Annotated in this window: 18 protein-coding genes; 13 read left to right on the top strand and 5 right to left on the bottom strand. The window is 65.7% G+C overall.

Translation table 11 applies throughout. The features are described 5' to 3' along the window. Positions 1-301 precede the first annotated feature (301 nt). From LAQ58_RS06755 to LAQ58_RS06740, 4 genes are all read left to right on the top strand, one after another. Positions 302-1,849, top strand: a complete 1,548-nt coding sequence (locus LAQ58_RS06755) for an alkaline phosphatase family protein (RefSeq protein ID WP_224449838.1) — start codon at positions 302-304, stop codon at positions 1,847-1,849. Further along, positions 1,849-3,312: an oligosaccharide flippase family protein gene (locus LAQ58_RS06750; protein WP_224449837.1), complete on the top strand. Its 1,464-nt coding sequence runs from the start codon at positions 1,849-1,851 to the stop codon at positions 3,310-3,312. The genes LAQ58_RS06755 and LAQ58_RS06750 overlap by 1 nt, the downstream gene beginning before the upstream one ends. A 259-nt stretch (positions 3,313-3,571) precedes the next feature. Beyond that, complete coding sequence (locus LAQ58_RS06745; RefSeq protein WP_224449836.1) at positions 3,572-6,859, top strand: oligosaccharyl transferase, archaeosortase A system-associated; 3,288 nt, start codon at positions 3,572-3,574, stop codon at positions 6,857-6,859. 4 nt (positions 6,860-6,863) lie between these two features. Continuing rightward, the gene (locus LAQ58_RS06740) at positions 6,864-7,847 is read left to right on the top strand and encodes a DUF368 domain-containing protein (protein ID WP_224449835.1); all 984 of its coding nucleotides are present in this window, start codon (positions 6,864-6,866) and stop codon (positions 7,845-7,847) included. A gap of 53 nt (positions 7,848-7,900) precedes the next feature. On the opposite strand, the gene LAQ58_RS06735 is transcribed toward LAQ58_RS06740, so the two are convergent. Further along, a complete protein-coding gene (locus tag LAQ58_RS06735) occupies positions 7,901-8,455 on the bottom strand; it encodes a class I SAM-dependent methyltransferase (protein ID WP_224449834.1) in 555 nt (184 codons plus the stop codon). 38 nt (positions 8,456-8,493) lie between these two features. Between LAQ58_RS06735 and LAQ58_RS06730 the strand changes: the two genes are divergently transcribed. After that, the gene (locus LAQ58_RS06730; protein WP_224449833.1) at positions 8,494-9,144 is read left to right on the top strand and encodes a GNAT family N-acetyltransferase; all 651 of its coding nucleotides are present in this window, start codon (positions 8,494-8,496) and stop codon (positions 9,142-9,144) included. A 19-nt stretch (positions 9,145-9,163) separates the two neighbouring features. On the opposite strand, the gene LAQ58_RS06725 is transcribed toward LAQ58_RS06730, so the two are convergent. Then, entirely contained in the window at positions 9,164-9,487 is a 324-nt protein-coding gene (locus tag LAQ58_RS06725; RefSeq protein WP_224449832.1) for an EthD family reductase, read from the bottom strand. 187 nt (positions 9,488-9,674) lie between these two features. Between LAQ58_RS06725 and LAQ58_RS06720 the strand changes: the two genes are divergently transcribed. Both LAQ58_RS06720 and cutA read left to right on the top strand, forming a co-directional pair. Next, entirely contained in the window at positions 9,675-9,863 is a 189-nt protein-coding gene (locus LAQ58_RS06720) for an HEWD family protein (RefSeq protein WP_224449831.1), read from the top strand. Between the two features lie 13 nt (positions 9,864-9,876). After that, complete coding sequence (cutA, locus tag LAQ58_RS06715) at positions 9,877-10,191, top strand: divalent-cation tolerance protein CutA (protein WP_224449830.1); 315 nt, start codon at positions 9,877-9,879, stop codon at positions 10,189-10,191. Positions 10,192-10,217: 26 nt separating this feature from the next. On the opposite strand, the gene LAQ58_RS06710 is transcribed toward cutA, so the two are convergent. Continuing rightward, the gene (locus LAQ58_RS06710) at positions 10,218-10,883 is read right to left on the bottom strand and encodes a phosphoglycolate phosphatase (RefSeq protein WP_224449829.1); all 666 of its coding nucleotides are present in this window, start codon (positions 10,881-10,883) and stop codon (positions 10,218-10,220) included. 204 nt (positions 10,884-11,087) lie between these two features. Here LAQ58_RS06710 and dhaK point away from each other — a divergent pair, with 204 nt between their 5' ends. The 4 genes from dhaK (at position 11,088) to LAQ58_RS06690 (ending at position 14,371) form a co-directional block, all read left to right on the top strand. Next, positions 11,088-12,089: a dihydroxyacetone kinase subunit DhaK gene (gene dhaK, locus LAQ58_RS06705; protein ID WP_224449828.1), complete on the top strand. Its 1,002-nt coding sequence runs from the start codon at positions 11,088-11,090 to the stop codon at positions 12,087-12,089. A gap of 210 nt (positions 12,090-12,299) precedes the next feature. Beyond that, positions 12,300-13,043 carry a dihydroxyacetone kinase subunit DhaL gene (gene dhaL, locus LAQ58_RS06700; RefSeq protein ID WP_224449827.1) on the top strand — a complete coding sequence of 248 codons (744 nt, stop codon included), beginning with the start codon at positions 12,300-12,302 and terminating at the stop codon, positions 13,041-13,043. Then, positions 13,044-13,430 (top strand): dihydroxyacetone kinase phosphoryl donor subunit DhaM, encoded by a 387-nt coding sequence (gene dhaM / locus LAQ58_RS06695; protein WP_224449826.1) that lies wholly within the window; start codon positions 13,044-13,046, stop codon positions 13,428-13,430. Positions 13,431-13,687: 257 nt separating this feature from the next. Beyond that, on the top strand, positions 13,688-14,371 hold the full coding sequence (locus LAQ58_RS06690; RefSeq protein ID WP_224449825.1) for a helix-turn-helix domain-containing protein: 684 nt from the start codon (positions 13,688-13,690) through the stop codon (positions 14,369-14,371). A gap of 118 nt (positions 14,372-14,489) precedes the next feature. Here the strand turns inward: LAQ58_RS06690 and LAQ58_RS06685 are convergent, their stop codons facing one another. Further along, entirely contained in the window at positions 14,490-15,572 is a 1,083-nt protein-coding gene (locus LAQ58_RS06685) for a DUF7973 family transport facilitator (RefSeq protein WP_224449824.1), read from the bottom strand. Positions 15,573-15,583: 11 nt separating this feature from the next. Next, entirely contained in the window at positions 15,584-17,122 is a 1,539-nt protein-coding gene (gene glpK, locus LAQ58_RS06680; RefSeq protein ID WP_224449823.1) for a glycerol kinase GlpK, read from the bottom strand. Between the two features lie 281 nt (positions 17,123-17,403). Between glpK and glpA the strand changes: the two genes are divergently transcribed. Next, the gene (glpA, locus tag LAQ58_RS06675; RefSeq protein WP_224449822.1) at positions 17,404-19,161 is read left to right on the top strand and encodes an anaerobic glycerol-3-phosphate dehydrogenase subunit GlpA; all 1,758 of its coding nucleotides are present in this window, start codon (positions 17,404-17,406) and stop codon (positions 19,159-19,161) included. Continuing rightward, complete coding sequence (gene glpB / locus LAQ58_RS06670) at positions 19,161-20,435, top strand: glycerol-3-phosphate dehydrogenase subunit GlpB (RefSeq protein ID WP_224449821.1); 1,275 nt, start codon at positions 19,161-19,163, stop codon at positions 20,433-20,435. The genes glpA and glpB overlap by 1 nt, the downstream gene beginning before the upstream one ends. Positions 20,436-20,438: the final 3 nt, after the last annotated feature.

Raw genomic sequence — 20,438 nt, 5'->3', positions numbered from 1 at the left:
TACTCGGGATCCTCCTCTGCTGCCTCCCGTTCATCTTCGCAGGAGGAACGTTGGCAGCGTGTAGTGAACCTCCCTCCGTGTTTGACTATCGGATTTCTGAGATACAGTTTCCGACGCTGGAGATGTTTTGGTATGATGGTTGTAATGGGCGCAATAGTTCAGCCTTCCCGATAGTCGTCGGTGTCGGATTGATACTCACAACGCTTGTAAATGTGGTGAGAGCCTCCCGCGGGGATAGCTGAGTGATGGCTCCGCCCGATAGACCGAACGTCTTTTGGTCGGAACCGACATCGCTTCCGGCATGATTGTCCTCGGTTTGGACGGCGCGACCCACTCGCTGATTCGACCGTGGGTCGAAGCGGGACACCTGCCGACGTTCGCCCGTCTCTACGAGGAGAGCGTTCACGGCGACCTCGAGAGCACGATTCCGGAGATCACGGTTCCGGCGTGGCCCGCCTTCGCCACCGGGCGGAACCCTGAACGACTCGACGTGTACGGCTTCACCCATTTCAACCGCGAGACGCGCGAGTTGGACCTCAGCCACGACGAGTACGTCCCCGGAAAGATGTGGGACGCCGTCGACGACCAGGGCGGCCGCTGCGTCGTGTTCAACATCCCCGGGTCGTACCCGTGGCAGGCCATCGACGGCACGATAATCGCCGCCGCACCCGAGTACAAGGAGAGTTACAGCTACCCCGAGGACCGCTGGGACGAACTGGAGTCGGTCGTCGGCGGGTACAAACTCCGCAACGACGCGACGCCCGGAAGCCAGCGCTACGTCGAACAGAGTCTCTCGCTCGTCGACAAACGCTTCGACGGCTTCGAGCACTTCATTGAGGAGGAACAGCCCGAGTTGGCAGTGGGACTCGTCCGCGCGACCGACCGGGTCGCCCACCACTACTGGTCGGCCGAACCCAAGGACTCCAATCCGCTGTTCGAGGTGTACCGCCGAGTCGACGAGCGCCTCGGTGAGTTCCTCGACGCCCACGACGACGAGGACATCGTCGTGATGAGCGACCACGGGTTCGAGGCGGTGACGCGGAAGTTCGCGCCGAACTACGTACTATCGCGGGCGGGGTTCGTCCACCTCCACGAGAGAGGTGACGAGAAGAAACGAGCGCTCGGCAAACTCCGCGACGCCGCCAGCGACGCGCTCGGCCGGGTCGGTCTGCTGACGCTCGCACGCAACGTCGTCCCCGAGAGCTACGTAGCCGACCTTCCGACCGGGTCGACGCTCGGCCTCGACAACGCCATCAGCCTCGGTCGAATCGACTGGGAGCGAACCCGCGCCGTCGCCGACGTGGGCCAGAAGACGACGATGGTGTACGCGCTCACCGACGATCCCGAGGTGCGGTCGGAAATCGTCACAGATGTTCGAAGAAAACTCACTGAAGCGGCCGACGAGGTCGGTCTCAACGTGCGGTTCGTCGAACTCGAACGCGGCGGCCCGCACACGCCGGACCTCGCGATGGTCATCGAGACGCCCGAAGTACACGCTTCCTCGCGGTTCGACGTGGACTCGCCGCTGTTCGACGTCTCGACGAGCGGCCACGCTCGCAACGGCATCTTCTTCGCGCGCGGCCCGTCGTTCCGCACCGGGACCGTCGAGGGCGCCGCCATCACCGACATCGCGCCGACGGTGTTGCACGCGCTCGGACGAACGGTCCCAAAATCGACCGACGGTGACGTGCTAGACGTGTTCGCGCTGGATATCGATGCCGCCGAGCGTGCCCCCGAGTACTACGACTTCGTCGGCAAGCGCGCGGTCAGCGAGGGCGGCGTCGCCGGCGACGACGAGCGCGAGACCGAGGTCAAATCCCGCCTCCGAGAACTCGGCTACCTCGAATAATGAAGGTCGGCGCGGAGGTGTCGAAGCGGTTCGTCGCGAACGTCTTCGGAACCGTCGCCGGGTTCGCCGGGACGGTGTACTTTACGCAGGAACTCGGCGCGCCCGGACTCGGCGTCTACGCCATCTTCACGAGTTTCCAGATGGCGATGGCGACGCTCGTGACGTTCGGCCTGTTCAGCGCCGTCACCAAGCGGGTGAGCGAGGGCGAGAATCAGGCGAAACACTTCACGAGCGGGGTGCTCATCGTCCTCGTCGGCACGACCCTTTCGGCTGTCGCGTTCGCGGCGGCCGCGCCGCTCGTCAACGGCATCCTCGACGTCGAGGCCGCGCTATTGGTCCCCTTAGGGGTTCTCTCGTGGAGCCTCATGCGATTGACCGGTGCGTTCCTCGAAGGGAAAGGTCGCGTCGCGCTGGCGGGCTTCCTCGAAAACGGACGCTACGTCGTCATCGTCGGCATCCAGACCGCGCTGCTGCTCGCCGGGCACGGCGTGTACGCGCTGCTGTGGGGTCTCGTCCTCGGACAGTTGACGACGTTCCTCGTGGCGTATCTCGGCTACGCCCGGGTGATTCCTGCCTTTCCGTCGACCGAACTCGTCGGCGACTTTCTGGCGTTCTCGAAGTACACGTACGTACAGTCGCTCGGGTCGCAGTTGTTCAAGCAGGCCGACTACATTGTCCTCGGACAGCTGTTCGGCACCGGCGCGGCCGGACTGTACAAGATTTCGTTCACCTTGACCGAGGCGGCGATGCTGTTCTCCTCGGCGCTGTCGAACGTGTCGTACCCGGAGTTCTCCCGCCTCGAAGCGAACGACCGCACCGAACGAATCCGCGAACTGCTCGCGAAGTCGGTGACGTACGCCGGGCTGTTCGCGATTCCGGCGCTCGGCGGCGGACTCGTCGTCGGTAACGATCTGCTCAGAGTCGTCTACGGCGTCAACGCCGGAGTCGTCTCGCTCGGCGGCCTAGGCGTAGTCGGCGTCGGCAACCTCCTCATCGCCGTCCTCGCGCTGGCGAACCTCTCGAACGGCTATCGGAGCGTGCTCGAGTCGTACTTCCTCGGGACGAACCGTCCACGAATTAGCGCGCTGAGTTCGGTCGTCCTCATCGCGACGTACGCCGTCCTCGTCGTTCCCCTCGCCGTCGCCGGCGGCCCCATCGGGTTGGGGGTCGTGACGACCGTCAGTTTCGGCGGAAGCTGTCTGTTCCTCTGGCGGAAACTCGACTACCGACCGGCGCGGGAGGTAGCGAAGGACATCGGGAGCCAGTTGGCGGCGACAGTGGCGATGATGGCGGTCGTCGCGGCGCTGTACGCGGTTCTCGGCGGAGTCTCCGGCCCCCTCTCTCTGTGTCTGCTGCTCGGCGTCGGCGGAGTGGCGTACTTCGCGTCGTTGCTCGTCGTGAACGGACGGCTCAGAAACGACGCCTGGTGGGTCGTCCGGGACCTGACCGGTGAGATGCGGTGATGGGCAGCTGTCGACGCAGTGGCTGTTGACACGGTGACCGTTGTGCGGTGGCTGTCGACGCAGTGACCGTTGCACAGTGGCTGTTGGGCGCTGGCGGTCGACGAACGCCGAGGGAGTACCCGCGGCCGTCGTTCTGAGCGAAAGCCGACAGCTCCGGCGGAACCGCACGACGGCTGTATCCCGTCCCCCGGTCGTTTCCACGGCCGCAGCCGTGGATAGATGACAAGGCTTATGCGGGTTTTGCCAGTCCTTTCGGCCAATGAGTCATCGAACAGAGAGCGTCGAGGAGACAGAGGACTCCTACCTCGACTATCTCGAAGACTGGTACCACGTCCCTGCCCTCCTCGGGGTCGTCGCCGTGATGTTCTACATACGGATGCAGGGCTACGGCAACTACATCACCGAGGACGGTACCGTCATCTTCTCGGGCAACGACGCCTGGTACCACCTCCGCGAAGTCGAGTACACCGTCCGACACTGGCCCTTCACCATGCCGTTCGACCCGTGGACCTACTTCCCCTACGGAACCTACCAGGGGCAGTTCGGGACACTATACGACCAGATCGTCGCGACCGCCGCCCTGATAGCCGGTCTCGGCAGTCCCAGCGACCAACTCGTCGCGCAGACGCTGCTCGTCGCACCCGCCGTCTTCGGCGCGCTGACCGCGATTCCGGTCTACTACATCGGCAAGCGCCTCGGCGGTCGGTTCGCCGGACTGTTCGGCGCGGTCATCCTGATGCTGCTACCGGGGTCGTTCCTCCAGCGGTCGCTCGTCGGCGTCTCCGACCACAACGGCGTCGAGCCGTTCTTCATGGCCATCGCCATCCTCGCGTTCATGCTCGCGTTCGCCGTCGCCGAGCGCGAGAAGCCCATCTGGGAACTCGTCGCCGAGCGCGACGTCGACGCCCTCCGCTCGCCGCTGAAGTGGTCCGCGCTCGCCGGCGTCGCCCTCTCGCTGTATATGTGGGTCTGGCCGCCGGGCGTCCTGCTCGTCGGCGTCGTCGGCCTGTTCCTCGTAGTGAAGACGGTGAGCGACACCGTCAACGACGAGTCGCCCGAACCCATCGCCTTCGCGGGCGCGGTGTCGATGGGCGTCACGACGCTCTTGATGACCGTCCGCATCGACACGTTCGAGTTCAGCGCGACGCAGTACTCGCTCATCCAACCGGTGCTCGCGTTCGCCGTCGGCGCGGGCTGCGTGTTTCTCGCGTGGCTGGCCCGCGAGTGGGAGTCGCGCGACCTCTCGGTCTCGCTGTACCCCGTCGCGGTCGGCGGCGCTATCGCCGTCTCGCTCGGCCTCATGGCCGTCGTCCTCCCCGACGCCTTCCAACAGCTGACGAACAACTTCAATCGGATTCTCGGCTTCAGCGCCGGGGCACGAACCCGAACCATCAGCGAGGCCCAGCCGTTCCTCGACCCGAACACCCTCGCGCAGTTCGGGACGACGGCGACGATGCAACTGCTGAGCGAGTACGGATTTGCCATCTTCACCGGCGTCGCCGCGGCGACGTGGATGCTCGCGAAACCGCTGCTCCGCGGCGGCAACACGCGCAAGGTCGGCTACGTCGCCGGCTCAGTCGCCGTTGTTGGCCTCATCTACCTCGTTCCGACGGCTCCGAAAGCCATCGGCGGTGCGCTCGGCATCGACCACGCCCTCCTAGGTCTCATCGTCGTCTTTGGTCTCATCGTCGGCGGGACGCTTTTGACGAGTTACCGGTCCGAACACCTCCTCGTCGTCGTCTGGGCCGCGTTCATGACCGCCGCGGCGTTCACGCAACTGCGCTTCAACTACTACCTCGCGCTGGTCGTCGTCGTGATGAACGCGTACCTGCTCGGCGAGATTCTCGGCTACCTCGGTCTCCGGAAATCCATCACCCGCGTCGCCGACAACGTCGAGGGGTATCAGGTGCTCGTAGTGGCGACGGTCGTCATGCTCGTCATCGCGCCGGTGCTGCTGTTCCCGATAGGCGGCGGGTCGACGGCGACGGCCCAACAGATCGGCGCCGCTAATCAACCGGGCGCGTACACCCAGTGGGACGACAGCCTCGACTGGATGGCGAACAACACGCCCCAGGAAGGCAACTACGGCGGCGCGGGCAACGCCGACGAACTCGGCTACTACGAGCGATTCGAGCGGCCCGCCGACGGCGACTACAACTACCCGGAGGGCACGTACGGCGTCATGTCGTGGTGGGACTACGGTCACTGGATAACGCTCGGCAGCGAGCGGATTCCGAACGCGAACCCGTTCCAGCAGGGCGCGACCGCGGCCGCGAACTTCCTGCTCGCGCCAAGCGAGCAGCAGTCCGAGGAGGTGTTGGCCGACCTGAGCTCCGAAGGTAACCAGACCCGCTACGTGATGATCGACTGGGAGATGGTGTCGACGAGCCAGAAGTTCAGCGCGCCAGTGGTGTTCTACGACGAGAACGAGAGCCTCTCGCAGGCGGACTTCTACCAGCGCATCTACGCGGAAGGGTTCACGACGAGTTTCCTCCTCAAGGACCAGCGCTACTACGACAGCACGATGGTCCGCCTCTACGAGTACCACGGCAGCGCGATGGACCCGCAACCGTTCGTCGTCGACTGGGAACCGACGCCCGCCGTGAACCAGCAGACCGGCGAGGAGGTCACGGTCCCGACGCCCGTCGGCGAGGGCGAGAACGCGACGCTGCTGCGGACGTTCGACAACATGAGCGCCGCCCGCGAGTTCGCCGAGGAGGACGGCACCGCCCAGGTCGGCGGCGTCGGTCCGTACCCCGAAGAGCGCGTCGAGGCGATGGAACACTACCGCCTCGTGAAGGTCAGCGAGTCGTCAGCGACGCAGTCGCGGTCGTACCTTCAGGAACTGTTCAGTACGTCGCAGGTGACCCAGCTCGACAGCCAGTACCTGACGCAGACGCCGCCGAGCTGGGTCAAGACGTTCGAGCGCGTCCCTGGCGCGACGGTGGAAGGCAGCGGTGCGCCCGCCAACAGCGAAGTTCGCGCGGCGGTCGAGATGCGGATGGGAACGACGAACGAGACGTTTACCTACGTCCAGTACGCCGAGACGGACGCGAACGGCAACTTCGAGTTGACGTTGCCGTACTCGACGACCGGCTACGACGAGACGGGCGACGAGTACACGAACGTCAGCGTCCGTGCGACCGGTCCGTACTACGTCAGCACGCAACCGACGGAGAACGAGTCGGGTGAGCAGGTCATCTACGACGGAACGGTCGAGGTCTCCGACGCGAAAGTCGTCGGTGAGGACGACAGCGCGACGCAGGTCGAACTGACCGAGTCGCCGCTGCAAACCGACGCCGGCAACGAGTCGGGTGACGAGACGGCCGGAAACGAGACGGCCGGAGACGATCCGTTCGGTAACGAGAGCGCCAGTGACGGGTCCGGCAACGAGACCGGAAACTCGTCGACGAGCGATTCGTCGAATTCCTCGAACGACGCCGGTAACGAGACGGACGACCAGAGCGCGCTCGTCGCACCCGACGCCGCGACCGTTCGCGGAGCGACGACCGCACTGGTGACCGCTCCGGCGGCGGTGTGGAGCTAGCTCGATGGCCGACGGAGAGACGCTATCCGACGTGAACACGGTGTCCGGCGGTCTCCGGGGGTGGCTGGGCATCTACCTCAGAGGCATCTGTATGGGCGCCGCGGACGCGGTTCCCGGTGTCTCCGGCGGCACCATCGCGCTCATCACCGGCATCTACGAACGGCTCATCGACGCGGTGACGGCCATCGACGCCGACAACATGTTCCGCGTGCTCCGTGGCGTCACCGGCGACACCGGGGACGCGTTCGCGTCGCTGCGGGAGATGGACACGGCGTTTCTCGTGACGCTCGGGTTCGGCATTATGACGGCCATCGTCACCATCACAAGTCTCGTCGAAGTCGCCGTCGAGACGGTGCCCGCGCCGACGTTCGGGTTCTTCTTCGGACTCATCGCGGCGTCGGCGCTGGTCCTCATCACCGAGGTGTCCGTCGACACGCATGGGCGGATGGCCGCGTCTATCGTCGGATTCGCCCTCGCGTTCGTCGTCTCCGGCGAAGCGCAGTCGGCGCTCGGGCACAGCCCGGCCGTGACGTTCGTCGCCGGCGCCATCGCCATCAGCGCGATGATTCTCCCCGGCATCTCGGGGTCGCTCCTGCTGCTCATCCTCGGGCAGTACTTCTACATGACCGACACGCTCTCGACGTTCAGAGACGGCGTGTTCGGTTTGCTCGGCGGCGGGAGCATCGACGCGCTCGCCGGCCCGTTCGTCACCATCGTCACGTTCTGTTCGGGCGCACTCGTCGGTCTGTTCACCGTCGCCCACGCCGTCGACTGGGCGCTCGAACACTACCGCGAGGCGACGTTCGCGTTCCTCATCGCGCTCATCTTCGGCGCGCTCCGAGCGCCCGTCTCTCAGCTCTCGACGAACCTCGCAGAGCACGGGGGGTCGTGGACGACCGAGGTACTTGCCGTCTTCGCCGCCGCGGCGCTGGTCGGCGGTGCGCTCGTCGTCGCCGTGGACCGCTACGCCGGTATCGACCTCGACTGAAACGGAGTTTTTTCGGCGCGACTGCGGCGACTCAAACGGATACGGTACCGCGTTCAGACGGACGCGATACAGAGGAACGTCTCGAGTCGCGACTCGGCGCGGTCGACCGCGAATCCGGCATCTTCGAGCGACGACGCTGCGTCGCTGACGCCGTAGCGCTCGTCCGTCGGCGGACCGTCCGCGCCGTCGCCCGTCTTGCTCCAATCGACGACGACCACGCACCCACCGGGCCGGAGGACACGCGCGAGTTCCGCGAGCGACTCCGCGCTTGCGAACTCGTGGTAGGTCATCGTCGAGAACGCCGCGTCGAGGTCGTCGTCTCCGAACGGGAGCGACGCCACGTCGGCGACGACGGTCTCGACAGTCTCGGGGAGTCCTTTCTCGCGGTAGATGTCGTGCATCGCCTCCTGCACGTCGACGGCGTAGAGGTGACCGACGTGCGGGGCCACGTCGTCGGTGTAGAAACCGGTGCCGCTGCCGAGGTCCGCGACGGTCATCTCGGGGTGAGGACGGAGCGCCGCGAGCAGTTCCTCAGCCGAGAGGTGGCGGTAGCGACTCTCGTCCTCCAAAGCGTCGGCGCGGTCGACGTCGTACGTGTGAAAGCCCATGGCGGCCCGTTCGCGCGGTGACGTAAGGAAGGTGTCGGGTGGAGCGAGACACGTGGGACAGGCGACCGACGGACGGCCGAACGGGGACCGGCGAGCGAAACACCGAACTGTCCCGCCCGAGAGTCGAACCCGCGAACGTCAGAGAGGCAACGCTGGACGACGCCGCCGCGGTCGCCGACATCGCCCGTGGGTCGTGGCACGCGGCGTACGACGACCTGCTCTCGCCGTCCGTCGTCGACGAGACGGTCGACGCGTGGTACGACCCGGCAGACCTCCGCGACCAACTCGACCGCAACAGGATCGGCGGCGTCTACGTCGCCGAAATCGAGGGCGAACTCACCGGCTTTGCGCACGTCTACGACGGCGACGACGAGCGAATCGGCCGGGGCGAGAACGAACTCGGAGGGGCGAACGCGCCCGCCGAACTGGAACTGGGCCGCCTGTACGTCCGCGAAGCCTACTGGGGTCGCGGCGTCGGGACGGCGCTCGTCGAACGGGCGGCGGCGGAGCTCGCCGCCGAGGGCGTCGAGCGTCTTCGCGCAGTTGTGTTCGCCGACAACGAGGTCGGACGGGCGTTCTACGACGCGCGTGGATTCGAGGTGCGCGGGGAGCGAACGGAGAAGTTCGCCGGCGACGCGTACGACGAACTCGTCGTAGTCGCCGCCGTCGACGACCTGCGGGCGGAGTGAGCGCTCGTCAGTCGTCCGACTACTGCAGTTCGTCCAGTTGCACCGTCTCGTCGAGGACGAGGCGCGGTCCCGCGCCGGTCTTCAAGAACTGTTCGGCGTCGGCGAGCGTTCGTTCGCCCGCCTCGGAGTCGAAGGCCGCGCGCATCGCGTCGGTGTCCTCGAAGTACAGTTCGAGCACGCCGTCGTACTCGGTTCGCTCGGGGTCTTTCGGCACCGACGTGACGTACTTGCGGAGGCCGGGCATCTCCTCGGCGATGGGACTGTGTTCGTTCAGCCAGTAGTCGACGAACTCGTCGTGGCTCATCCCGTCTCGGCGCACCAACAGTTCTACCAGTTTAATCATACGAGACCCTCTCGGAGAGGCGACTTGCCCTTATCGGTTACAGTCCTCCCGGAGCCGCCGACTCGCCGTCCGAGAGGCCCCGGTCGGTCGCGGGAAACCGCCGCCGAAAGCGACGCTCTCGGCGGATTGATAGATGCTTGTCTCCAACGGGAGTACGCTTAACTCGCTCGGCGCGCTTCCGACACGTATGAGCAGTGGTGTTCGACTCCGCCGACCGACAGACCGAACCTGTGAGCGCTGCGGCCGCCGCGAGGTATGGAACGACGAGAGCGAATCGTGGCGCGTGGCCCGCGACGCCGAAGAGCCGCAGGCCGGGAGCGTCCACTGCATCCACGAGTGGGACATCAACGGTAACTTCCTCCCCATCGAAGGCTAACCCGAATCGAACTATGCCTACCGCCTACATCACCGCCCCCGAGAGCGACGCCTCGGCGCTCGCGCGGACGCTCGTCGACGAGCGACTGGCCGCCTGCGTCAACCAACTCCCCTGCGCCTCGACGTACCGCTGGGAGGGTGAGGTTGTGGACGAAGACGAAGCGCTGCTGTTGGCGAAGACGACCGACGAGGGGTACGACGAACTCCGGGACCGGGTGCTCGAACTCCACCCGCACGAGACGCCCTGCATCGAGCGGTTCGACGAGGACGACGTGCTAGAGTCGTTCGCGGCGTGGCGCGCGGGCGCGGTCGGCGGAGACGAGGAGTAGACGACCGACAAGTAGTAATCAACCAGTTACCGAAGCGACTTCAGCACCGAGAGCGTCCCATCGCTGTAGCTCTCCTCAATGACGGTTCCGGCGGCGGCGCGTGCCCGGTCGTCGGCGTTGGCGACGGCGTACGACTCGTCGACCAACTCGAACGTCGAGACGTCGTTCTCGCTGTCACCGACGGCGACGAACGTCGTCGGGTCGAGCGAGAGCGTCTCGCAGACTGCTTTCAGACCTTTGGCCTTCGAGACGCCCGGCGACTTCACGTGGTAGGCGTAACCGGTGTCGACCACCTCCATCCCGTACTCGTCGGCGACCGCTCGCAGGAGCGCTTCATCGGCGTCGATGTTGACCGCGATCTCCGTCTCGCGCCAGCGGTTCGCGGTGTCGGCTCTTCCCCAGCCGAGGTCGCCGCCGCGGGCGACGAACTCGTCGGAGACGGCGGCGGCGCTCTCGCGGTCGCTGGTGAACGTCACCTCGTCGGCCGCGTAGACGACACCACCGTTCTCAGCGACAACGGTCTCGGGAATGCCGACGAAGTGACACAGCGCAACCGGGTAGGGAAACGACTTCCCAGTGGCGAGGACGACCGGCGCGTCCCAGTCTCGGAGCACGTCGAAGAGTCGCGGGTCGACCGAGCCGTCCGAGCGAGTGAGCGTCCCGTCGATGTCGAGCGCAAGCGGCGGAGCCATACCGGATGTTCGTCGTCGGGGCGATAAATCTCGCCCTCTCACGAGCGAGGGCGGGCAGTCGAAAACGGCGAGACGTTCCGGACGACGGACGCACGGAGACCGCGGGGATACCGATCCGGCGGACTTTCGACGCGTCGACGCTCGGAGACGGACCCCTCAGCGAGGAAAGCTTTTGGCCCTTTTTCACCATTGATACCACGAACCATGAAGAAACTCATCAACGACCCGGCAGACTACGTAGACGAGATGCTCGACGGAATGATCGCGGCCCACCCCGACCGCGTCCGACGACTCGACGGAACGAAGGTGCTCGTCCGCGCGGACGCGCCGGTCGAGGGCAAAGTCGGCATCGTCTCCGGCGGCGGCAGCGGTCACGAACCGACACACGCGGGCTACCTCGGCAACGGGATGCTCGATGGCGCGGCGGCGGGCGAGGTGTTCACCTCGCCGACGGCCGACCAACTGGAGGAGATGGTCCGCGCCTGCGACAGCGGCGAGGGCGTTCTCTGCGTCGTCAAAAACTACGAGGGCGACGTGATGAACTTCGAGACGGCCGGCGAGATGGCCGAGATAGAGGACGTGGAGGTAGCGGAGGTCGTCGTCGACGACGACGTCGCTGTCGAGGACTCGCTGTACACGAGCGGTCGTCGCGGCGTCTGCGGCACCATCTTCGTCCACAAAATTGCAGGCGCGAAAGCCGCCGCGGGCGGCGACCTGGAGGAAGTTCGAACGGTCGCAGAGAAGGTCGTCGACAACGTCGGTACGATGGGGATGGCGCTCACCTCCTGCGTGACGCCCGAGAAGGGCGAACCGACGTTCGACCTCGGCGACGACGAGATCGAACTCGGCATCGGTATCCACGGCGAACCGGGCGTCGAACGGACCGACGTGATGAGCGCCGACGAGGTCGCCGACCGACTCACCGAGCAGGTGCTCGACGACCTCGACGTCGGCGACGGCGACGAGGTCGCCACCATCGTCAACGGGATGGGCGGCACGCCTCTCTCCGAACTCTACATCGTCAACCGCCGGGTTCAGGAGATTCTCGGTGACCGCGGCCTCGAGACGTGGGACGCGTGGGTCGGCGACTACATGACGTCGCTCGACATGATGGGTTGTTCGGTCACCGTGCTCCGTCTGGACGACGAACTGAAAGAACTGCTCGGCGCGCCCGCGGACACCCTCGCGCTCAAGCGTACGGACTAAGCGCGCGATCAGCCGACCACCCGACCGTTTTTAAGCTGTGATGCGGCTAGACCGCCCGTGTACTGACGATTCGCCGCGCGACGTTTCGCGGAGTACGACACCGCGTCGCGCGGAAGCGGCCATCGGTCGTGTCGTCTGTTCGCTATCAACTACGGAGTGACGACTGCCGAGCGACGCAAACACTTTGCGCCGCGCGGTCCGTGTATCGGTATGGTAGACGCGGAGATTCAGCGAGAGGCCGTTCTGGCGGCCGTAGAGAACGTCGCTGCGCGCATCGCCGACGAAAAGTCGCATCTGACTGACCTCGACTCGGCCATCGGCGACGCCGACCACGGGGCGAACATGAACCGAGGCTTTCAGGCCGTCGTCGAGGCCGTCGACGGCGACGAGGTCGACGACATGGAACCCGACGAACTCGTCAAGTTAGTGGGTAAGACCATCATCTCGAACGTCGGCGGGGCGGCGGGACCGTTGTACGGCGGTTCGACGATGCTCGCCAGCACGGAGCTCGAAGACGGCATTACCGCCGAGACGAGCGTGGCGTTCGCGGAGACGTATCTCCAGAAGGTCCAGGACCGAGGGAAAGCCGAGATCGGCGCGAAGACGATGGTCGACGCCCTCGTTCCGGCGGTCCACACGTACAAGAAATCCATCGAGCAGGACGACCTGCCGCCGTTGACCGCGCTCTCGAAAGCGGTCGACGCCTGCGAACGCGGCGTCCGATACACGGTGCCGCTTCGAGCGCGAAAAGGTCGCGCGTCGTACCTCGACTGGCGCTCCGTCGGTCACCAGGACCCCGGCGCGACGAGCACGCTCTACATCCTGGAGGAACTCCTCGACACGGCCGAGGAGTATCTCGACGGCGAAGTAGTGCGAGACGCCCGGTCGCCGGACGTGCCGGACGAATCCCCCGAGGAAACCGCCGACGAGTCGCTCGGCGGAGAGGACGAGTAGATGGTCGGACTCGTCGTCGTCTCCCACAGCGAGAAAGCCGCGGAGGGTATCTGCGAGATCGCCGCACAGATGGGCGGCGACGACGCCCGAATCGAAGCCGCCGGAGGCGACCCCGACGGCGAAATCGGGACGAGCGTCGACCGAATCGAAGCCGCCATCGACGACGCTGACGACGGTGACGGCGTCGTCGTCCTCGTCGACCTCGGGAGCGCCGTGATGAACACCGAACTCGCGGTGGAGATGGGCGACGCGAACGTGCGAATCGCCGACGCGCCGATACTTGAGGGGGCGCTCAACGCCGCCGTCGAGGCGAGCGGGTCGAAGGCGACGCTCGATTCGGTCGCCGAGTCCGCCGAGGAAGCCCGCGACTACCGAAAGCTGAACTGACGGACGAGACCTATCGGCTTCGAGGCACCTCCGAGGATTTTCGCGGCGTGACGCCAGCTTCGGAGCGTGACGTGTCGGTTCGAGTTTCGTCGCAAGCGCAGTCAGTTTTGGTGTCTGTCCGTGAGAGTCGTGTTTCGGTGTATGTCCGTGAGAGTCGGAAAACCGTTTATCTCACTACTCGTCGACCATTGTTCGAAGGCAGACGGGCACCTCCGCGGCGAGGTTATCGGGAACAACTCAGACCGATACTACCAGATATGACAACAATTGCAGAACTACGTATTTCGGCCGAACAGTTCGCGCTCGAGGAACTCTTCGAGCGCTATCCGGGCGTCTGCGTCGACGTTCTCCGAACTGCGGCACACGACACGGCGAGCCCCGCTTCACTCCTGTGGTTCGACCACAGCGACTCCACGGACGTCGAACCCGCGCTCGCCGCGGACGAATCCGTCGAGGCGGCGACGCTGCTGGCGGATTTGAACGGCAAATGGCTCTATCAGGTCGAGTGGACGGCGTCGGTTCGAGAGACGCTCGCGACGTTACTAGAGAGTTCGACGTTGCTCGGCGCGTCGGCCAAGGAGAGTCAGTGGCGTTTTCGGACGCTGTTTCCGCGACACGAACAACTGGCGACCGCACACGACCGCTGGGAGTCTCACGGCCTCTCGATAACCGTCGAACGAATCTCGGAGCTCGACGAGACGTTCGGGCGCAGCGAGTTCACACTTACCGACGAGCAGCGGGAAGCGTTCGTCATTGCTCACCAGCGCGGCTACTTCAAGGTCCCGCGGGACGTGACGCTTACCGAACTCGCCGACGAAATCGGCATCACCCAGCAGGCGCTCTCCGAGCGCCTCCGCCGAGCGCACAACTCGCTGGCCGAGAGCACGCTTCACCTCGCGGAGATCACCGAGAACGAAGCCGAACCGCTGGGAAGAGGGTGAGGCGAGGTCGTGAGAGCAGACGCGCCTCTCGGGGCGTCGCCGCTCTAGAACCGAAAGTCAGCCGTCGACGAAGCGTCGAGAACAGTCGAAACGAGAGAAAGCGGCTCGCGGTCGGGATTTAGAGCCCGAGGGTCGGCATGTAGGCCGACCCAGCGAGTACGCCGATGATGTGGAGTACGGCGATCAGGAGCGTGGTGAAGACGATAGCGGCGGCCGGCGGGTCCCAGTGGGTGTCGCCGTGGGCGTAGAACACCCGCTGGAACAGTTCGCCGAACAGCGCGGAGATGAGACCGAACAGCGCACCGACGAGGATCGCGAGCACGCCGGCGCTTTCGGGCGAGGCGCTGCCGACGAACGCCCACGCACCTGCGCTCCCGAGGAGCGTGATGTGGTGGGTGACGGGGATCTTCTCGACGCCGCAGTTCAGGAAGAGAAGACTCGCTGCGCTGATACCGAAGCCGAGGAACGGCAGACCGGTCACAGCCCAGATGAACGCGCCGAGCGTCCCGGCGGTCAGACCGATGGCCGCGACGCCGCTCCATTTGTACTGCTGGGGAAGCCACGGTTCGACGGCGAAGCGTTGCTTGGTCACCGTGCCACCGTCGGTCACGGCTTCCGAGCCGTCACCACCCGCGGCGGATTCGCCCATCACGCGCATCTCCTCGCGCTCGAACGGCGACATGTCGAGAACGCCGTCGCCGCGGACTTTCCCGATGAGGTCGTAGCCGAACGCGAGACGGTGCAGCAGCGCGGAGAGGACGACCCCCATCGCGATACCGTCCCACGGGAGCAGCAGTTGCCCCGACAGCGTCTGAATCCAGTAGCCGACGACGCCGAAGACAGCACCGACAGCGAGCACGTCGGGTCGCGTCCCGAGCGCCGCGGCGATGTTCTTCGCCTCGTGATAGTCGAAGCCGAAATCCATGTACCCGCGGTCGGCGGCGTACGCGGCCGCCGCCGCGCCGCCGGCGAAGCTGATGGCAGGCGAGAACACCGGACCGAACGCGATGAGGCCGGTGATGTCGGCGGCGTCGGGGTTCAAGTACTCGGCGGTCTGGCCGTAGACGACCATGAAGCCGGTGAAGATGAAAGCGGGCAACGCACCGAGCGCTGCGCCGAACGCACCGCCCGCCAGCGCGGCGAGCAGCATCATCGGGTCGAACAGCGCGCCGAAGTCGATCTGAAGAACGGCTGTCGACATCGCTGTCATCTCTACTCACTCCCGTCGCGCGCCCAGTCGAGTGAACGCTTGACCGCCTCTTGCCAGCGTTCGTGGCGTCCCTCGACGTTCTTGCCGTCCTCGGCGTCGAACTCGCGGTCGACCTGCCAGTTGTCGCGGAGTTCGTCGACCGTCTCCCAGTAGCCGACGGCGAGTCCTGCGGCGTACGCGGAGCCAAGCGCCGTCGTCTCGTCGACCTGTGGGCGGACGATGGTCGACTCGACGATGTTCGCCTGCAGCTGGCAGAGGAAGTTGTTCTTCACCGCGCCGCCGTCGACGCGGAGGTCGGTCATCTCGATACCGGAGTCGGCCTCCATCGCGTCGGCGACGTCTTTCGTCTGGAACGCGATGGATTCGAGCGCTGCGCGGACGATGTGTTCGCGGCGCGTCCCGCGCGTCATCCCGACGATGGTACCGCGGGCGCGGCCGTCCCAGTGCGGCGCGCCGAGACCCGTGAACGCCGGAACGAAGTAGACGCCGTCCGTCGACTCGACGCTCCGTGCGAGCGTCTCGCTCTCGGAGGCGTTCGAGATGAGTTGCATGTCTTCGAGCCACTCGATCGCGGCGCCGGTGACGAAGATTGCCCCTTCGAGGGCGTACTGCACCGGTTGGCCCGAGCGCTGGAATCCGACGGTCGTGAGCAAGCCGTGTTCGCTCTCGACGGCCTCCTCGCCCGTGTTCATCAGCATGAACGAACCCGTGCCGTAGGTGTTCTTCGCGTCGCCCTCGTCGAAACACGTCTGACCGAACAGCGCCGCCTGCTGGTCGCCGAGCGCGCCCGCGACGGGCACCTCGCTCCCGAGGAACCCCTCCGAGTCGGTCGTTCCGTAGAGGTTCTCGTCGCTCGACGGGCGAACTTCCGGCAGCATCGCTATCGGGACGTCGAACTCCTCGCAGAGCTCCTCGTCCCAGTCCATCTCGTGGATGTCGAACAGCATCGTCCGCGACGCGTTCGTCACGTCGGTGATGTGGTTCCCCGTCAGTTTGTAGATGAGCCACGTGTCGATCGTGCCGAACAGCACCTCGCCGTCCTCGGCGCGCTCGCGAACGTCGGCCGGTCGTGCGCGTTGCATCTTCATCGGGTCGGCGTTATCGAGCAACCACTCCGCCTTCGTCGCCGAGAAGTACGCGTCGGCCTCCAGACCGGTCTTCCCGCGAATCCACTCGACTTTGTCCTCGGCCTCGAGTTGCTCGACGCGGTCGGTCGTCCGGCGGTCCTGCCAGACGATTGCGTTGTGGACCGGCGTTCCCGTGTCGGCGTCCCACAGCAGCGTCGTCTCGCGCTGATTCGTGATGCCGATAGCCTCCAGTTGGTCGGCCGTCAGATCGGCGTCCTGGAGCGCAGTCGTCATCACCGACTGCGTCTTCTCCCAAATCTCGGTCGGGTCGTGTTCGACCCACCCCGGTTCGGGGTATATCTGTTCGTGTTTCTCGTACGCGCTTGTGACGACGCGTCCGCCGTGGTCGAAGACCATGAATCGCGTTCCCGTCGTCCCTTGATCGATAGCGCCAACGTACGTCTCTGTTGCCATATTGTGTTCACCCTCACGTGTGTCGGACGTAGTCCGCGCTTTACGCTAGCGTGCTAGCGCCCCACACCACAATGAAAAACCGCGAAAGAAGATGATAAACGTTACTCACTTTTGAACCTCGTAGTCGGACTGAGCACCTTCGTAACGTGATATTGCAGACGACAGTCAATTATTCAGTTTATATGTCCCGTAGTTCAACGATCAAACCGTTCCGCGTTTCGGATAATCCGGTTCAGCGGAGGTAGAGTGAAGTCTCCGCAAACCCTCGTCCAAGTGAACCAATGACGGACTCACCCCACGTGCTCGTCGTCGGGGGCGGGTCGACCGGTACGGGCATCGCGCGCGACCTCGCGATGCGCGGCCTCGACGTCACCCTCGTCGAACGAGGCAACCTGACCCACGGAACTACGGGCCGCATGCACGGTCTCCTCCACAGCGGCGGCCGATACGCCGTCTCCGACCAGGCCAGCGCCACTGAATGCATCGAGGAGAACCGCGTCCTCCGCGACATCGCCGCGCATTGCGTCGAGATGACCGGCGGCCTCTTCGTCCAGAAACCCGACGACCCCGACGATTACTTCCAAGAAAAGCTCGACGGCTGTCGCGAGTGTGGTATCCCCGCAGAAGAACTCACCGCCGACGAAGCCAGAGAGATCGAACCCTACCTCGCCAAAGATATCGAGCGCGCTATCAAAGTCCCCGACGGCGCTATCGACCCGTTCCGCCTCTGCGTCGCCAACGCCGCCAGCGCCCAAGAGTACGGCGCGCGCATCGAAACCCACGCCGAAGTCATCGACGTGCTCGTTGAGTCAGGAGAGGTCGTCGGCGTCGAGGTCAAACACGACTCGGGGCCGGGCAAGCGCGTCCACCGAACTCCGGGATCGACCGAGAAGATCCACGCCGACTACGTCGTCAACGCCTCGGGCGCGTGGGCCGGCCAAATCGGCGAGATGGCCGGCGTCGAAGTCGCCGTCCGCCCCTCGAAAGGCGTCATGACCATCATGAACACCCGCCAGGTCGACACCGTCGTCAACCGCTGTCGACCGAAGGGCGACGCCGACATCATCGTCCCCCACGAGACGACGGCGATCCTGGGCACCACCGACGAAGAAGTCGACGACCCCGACGACTACCCCGAAGAGCAGTGGGAGGTCGACCTCATGATCGACACGCTCTCCGAATTGGTTCCGATTCTCAAGGAAGCCCGCACCATCCGCTCCTTTTGGGGCGTCCGGCCGCTGTACGAACCGCCGGGGACCGGCACCACCGACCCGACCGACATCACGCGCGACTTCTTCCTGCTCGACCACGACGACCGCGACGACCTGCCGGGGATGACCAGCATCGTCGGTGGCAAGTTCACCACCTACCGGATGATGGCCGAGAAGATCTCCGACCACGTCTGCGAGCAGTTCGGCATCGACGCTACCTGCCGCACGGCGGACGAGCCGCTTCCGGGCAGCGAGGACTTCTCCGTGCTTCGCGACTACATGGACGAGTTCGGTCTCCGCTCGCCTATCGCCCGCCGCAGCGTCCAGCGACTCGGCTCGCGCGCCGACGAAGTACTCAAAACCGCCGAGCCCAATCCGGTTGTCTGCGACTGCGAGGCGGTCACCCGCGCCGAAATCCAAGACGCTATCGAGCAGTCGGGGTCGGACCTCAACGCCGTCCGCATCCGTACGCGCGCGTCGATGGGCAACTGCCAGGGCGGCTTCTGCTGTCACCGAATGGCGAACGAACTCTACCCCGAGTACGGCGAACCGACGGCGAGAGAGGCGCTCGACGAACTATTTCAGGAGCGCTGGAAGGGCGAACGACACGCGCTCTGGGGCGAACAGCTCTCGCAAGCCATGCTCAATTACGCGCTCCACGCGACGACGATGAACCGCGACGGCGACCCGGCGGCGACGGACGAAGCCGTCGATTTCGCCGCCTTCGACGGCGGCGTCGTCGGCGTCGAGGAAAGCGAGTCGGGGCGTTCGAGCGCGACGGCCGCCGACGGGGGAACCGTTGGCGACGGCCAACGGGGTGAGCGCTGATGCCGATTCGAGAAGACGTGGTCGTCGTCGGCGGCGGTCTCGCCGGGTCGGTGGCGGCGCTCGCAGCCGCCGAGACGGGCGCGAGCGTCCGACTCGTCTCCTACAAGAAGAGCACGTTGCGCTTCGCGAGCGGCCTCGTTGACGTACTGGGTTACCCGAACAGCGACGGTCCCGTTTCAAATCCATACGCCGCACTCTCGTCACTGCCCGACGACCATCCCTATTCACTCGTCGGCGAAGAGGCGATACGCGACGGTCTCTCGCTATTCGACGAGGTGACGGGCGACGGCTACCGCGGCGGCCACACCGACGCGAACGCACTCATCCCGACCTACGGCGGCACCGTCAAACCGACCGCGCGCTACCCCGACGCAGCGGCGGCGGGCGTCGCCAGCGACGCGCGCCCGATGCTCGTCGTCGGCTTCCGCTCGCTGACGGAGTTCGACGCCCGACTCGTTTCCGACCATCTCTCGGCGGCGGGCGTTCCCTTCGACGTCCGCGGCGCAGAGCTCTCGTTCCCCAAGGAGTTCCGGGCGGACGCGAAGATCACCAGATTCGCGAAGGCGCTCGACGCCGACGAGGAGGTTCGTTTCGCGGGCCGGTCGGTGGGCGCGCGCGAGGCGCTTGCCGAAACCGTGAAACCGCGTCTCAAACGCGCAGAGCGCGTCGGTTTCCCGTCGATGCTCGGCGACGACCGCGCCGCCGAGGTGCGCGCGGACCTCGAATCTCATCTCGGCGCGGACGTGTTCGAGATTCCGATGGGGCCGCCGAGCCTCCCCGGACTCAGACTCGAAGACGCGCTCTTCTCCGCGCTCGACGACGCCGGCGTCCGCATCAGTTCCGGCAACCCGGTCGTCGATTGGGTGGGCGACGGCGGGCGAATCGCCGCCGTACACGTCGACCGCAACGGGGCGCGGGTGCCGTACCACGCCGACGAGTTCGTGCTCGCGACCGGCGGTCTCGTCGGCAAAGGCATCGACTCCGACCGCGACGGCGTCCGGGAACCCATCTTCGACTCGTACGTCCCGCACTCGTCGGACCGCTACAACTGGTTCGACGAGAACGCCTTCGGCGAGCATCCGTTCGCGAAGTTCGGCGTCGTCGTCGACGACGAAATGCGCGTGTTGGACGGCGACGGCGACCGCCAGTTCGCGAACCTGCGGGCGGCAGGCGCGGTCGTCGGCGGCGCCGACGGCGCGGCCGAGAAATCGAGCAGCGGCATCTCCCTCGCGACCGGCGTCGTCGCCGGGCGAGGCGCAGGAGCGAGTATCTAATCG

Origin of the sequence: Haloprofundus salilacus, assembly GCF_020150815.1 — an archaeon.
Lineage (GTDB): Archaea > Halobacteriota > Halobacteria > Halobacteriales > Haloferacaceae > Haloprofundus > Haloprofundus salilacus.
This window is presented reverse-complemented; position numbering and strand designations above follow the sequence as displayed.

Coding starts and splice junctions, on each gene's coding strand:
- glpK (WP_224449823.1), bottom strand. CDS start 17,122: ATGGCAACAGAGACGTACGTTGGCGCTATCGATCAAGGGACGACGGGA.
- dhaM (WP_224449826.1), top strand. CDS start 13,044: ATGGTCGGACTCGTCGTCGTCTCCCACAGCGAGAAAGCCGCGGAGGGT.
- LAQ58_RS06740 (WP_224449835.1), top strand. CDS start 6,864: ATGGCCGACGGAGAGACGCTATCCGACGTGAACACGGTGTCCGGCGGT.
- glpB (WP_224449821.1), top strand. CDS start 19,161: ATGCCGATTCGAGAAGACGTGGTCGTCGTCGGCGGCGGTCTCGCCGGG.
- LAQ58_RS06720 (WP_224449831.1), top strand. CDS start 9,675: ATGAGCAGTGGTGTTCGACTCCGCCGACCGACAGACCGAACCTGTGAG.
- LAQ58_RS06735 (WP_224449834.1), bottom strand. CDS start 8,455: ATGGGCTTTCACACGTACGACGTCGACCGCGCCGACGCTTTGGAGGAC.
- LAQ58_RS06750 (WP_224449837.1), top strand. CDS start 1,849: ATGAAGGTCGGCGCGGAGGTGTCGAAGCGGTTCGTCGCGAACGTCTTC.
- LAQ58_RS06685 (WP_224449824.1), bottom strand. CDS start 15,572: ATGTCGACAGCCGTTCTTCAGATCGACTTCGGCGCGCTGTTCGACCCG.
- LAQ58_RS06690 (WP_224449825.1), top strand. CDS start 13,688: ATGACAACAATTGCAGAACTACGTATTTCGGCCGAACAGTTCGCGCTC.
- LAQ58_RS06745 (WP_224449836.1), top strand. CDS start 3,572: ATGAGTCATCGAACAGAGAGCGTCGAGGAGACAGAGGACTCCTACCTC.
- dhaK (WP_224449828.1), top strand. CDS start 11,088: ATGAAGAAACTCATCAACGACCCGGCAGACTACGTAGACGAGATGCTC.
- LAQ58_RS06710 (WP_224449829.1), bottom strand. CDS start 10,883: ATGGCTCCGCCGCTTGCGCTCGACATCGACGGGACGCTCACTCGCTCG.
- glpA (WP_224449822.1), top strand. CDS start 17,404: ATGACGGACTCACCCCACGTGCTCGTCGTCGGGGGCGGGTCGACCGGT.
- cutA (WP_224449830.1), top strand. CDS start 9,877: ATGCCTACCGCCTACATCACCGCCCCCGAGAGCGACGCCTCGGCGCTC.
- dhaL (WP_224449827.1), top strand. CDS start 12,300: ATGGTAGACGCGGAGATTCAGCGAGAGGCCGTTCTGGCGGCCGTAGAG.
- LAQ58_RS06725 (WP_224449832.1), bottom strand. CDS start 9,487: ATGATTAAACTGGTAGAACTGTTGGTGCGCCGAGACGGGATGAGCCAC.
- LAQ58_RS06755 (WP_224449838.1), top strand. CDS start 302: ATGATTGTCCTCGGTTTGGACGGCGCGACCCACTCGCTGATTCGACCG.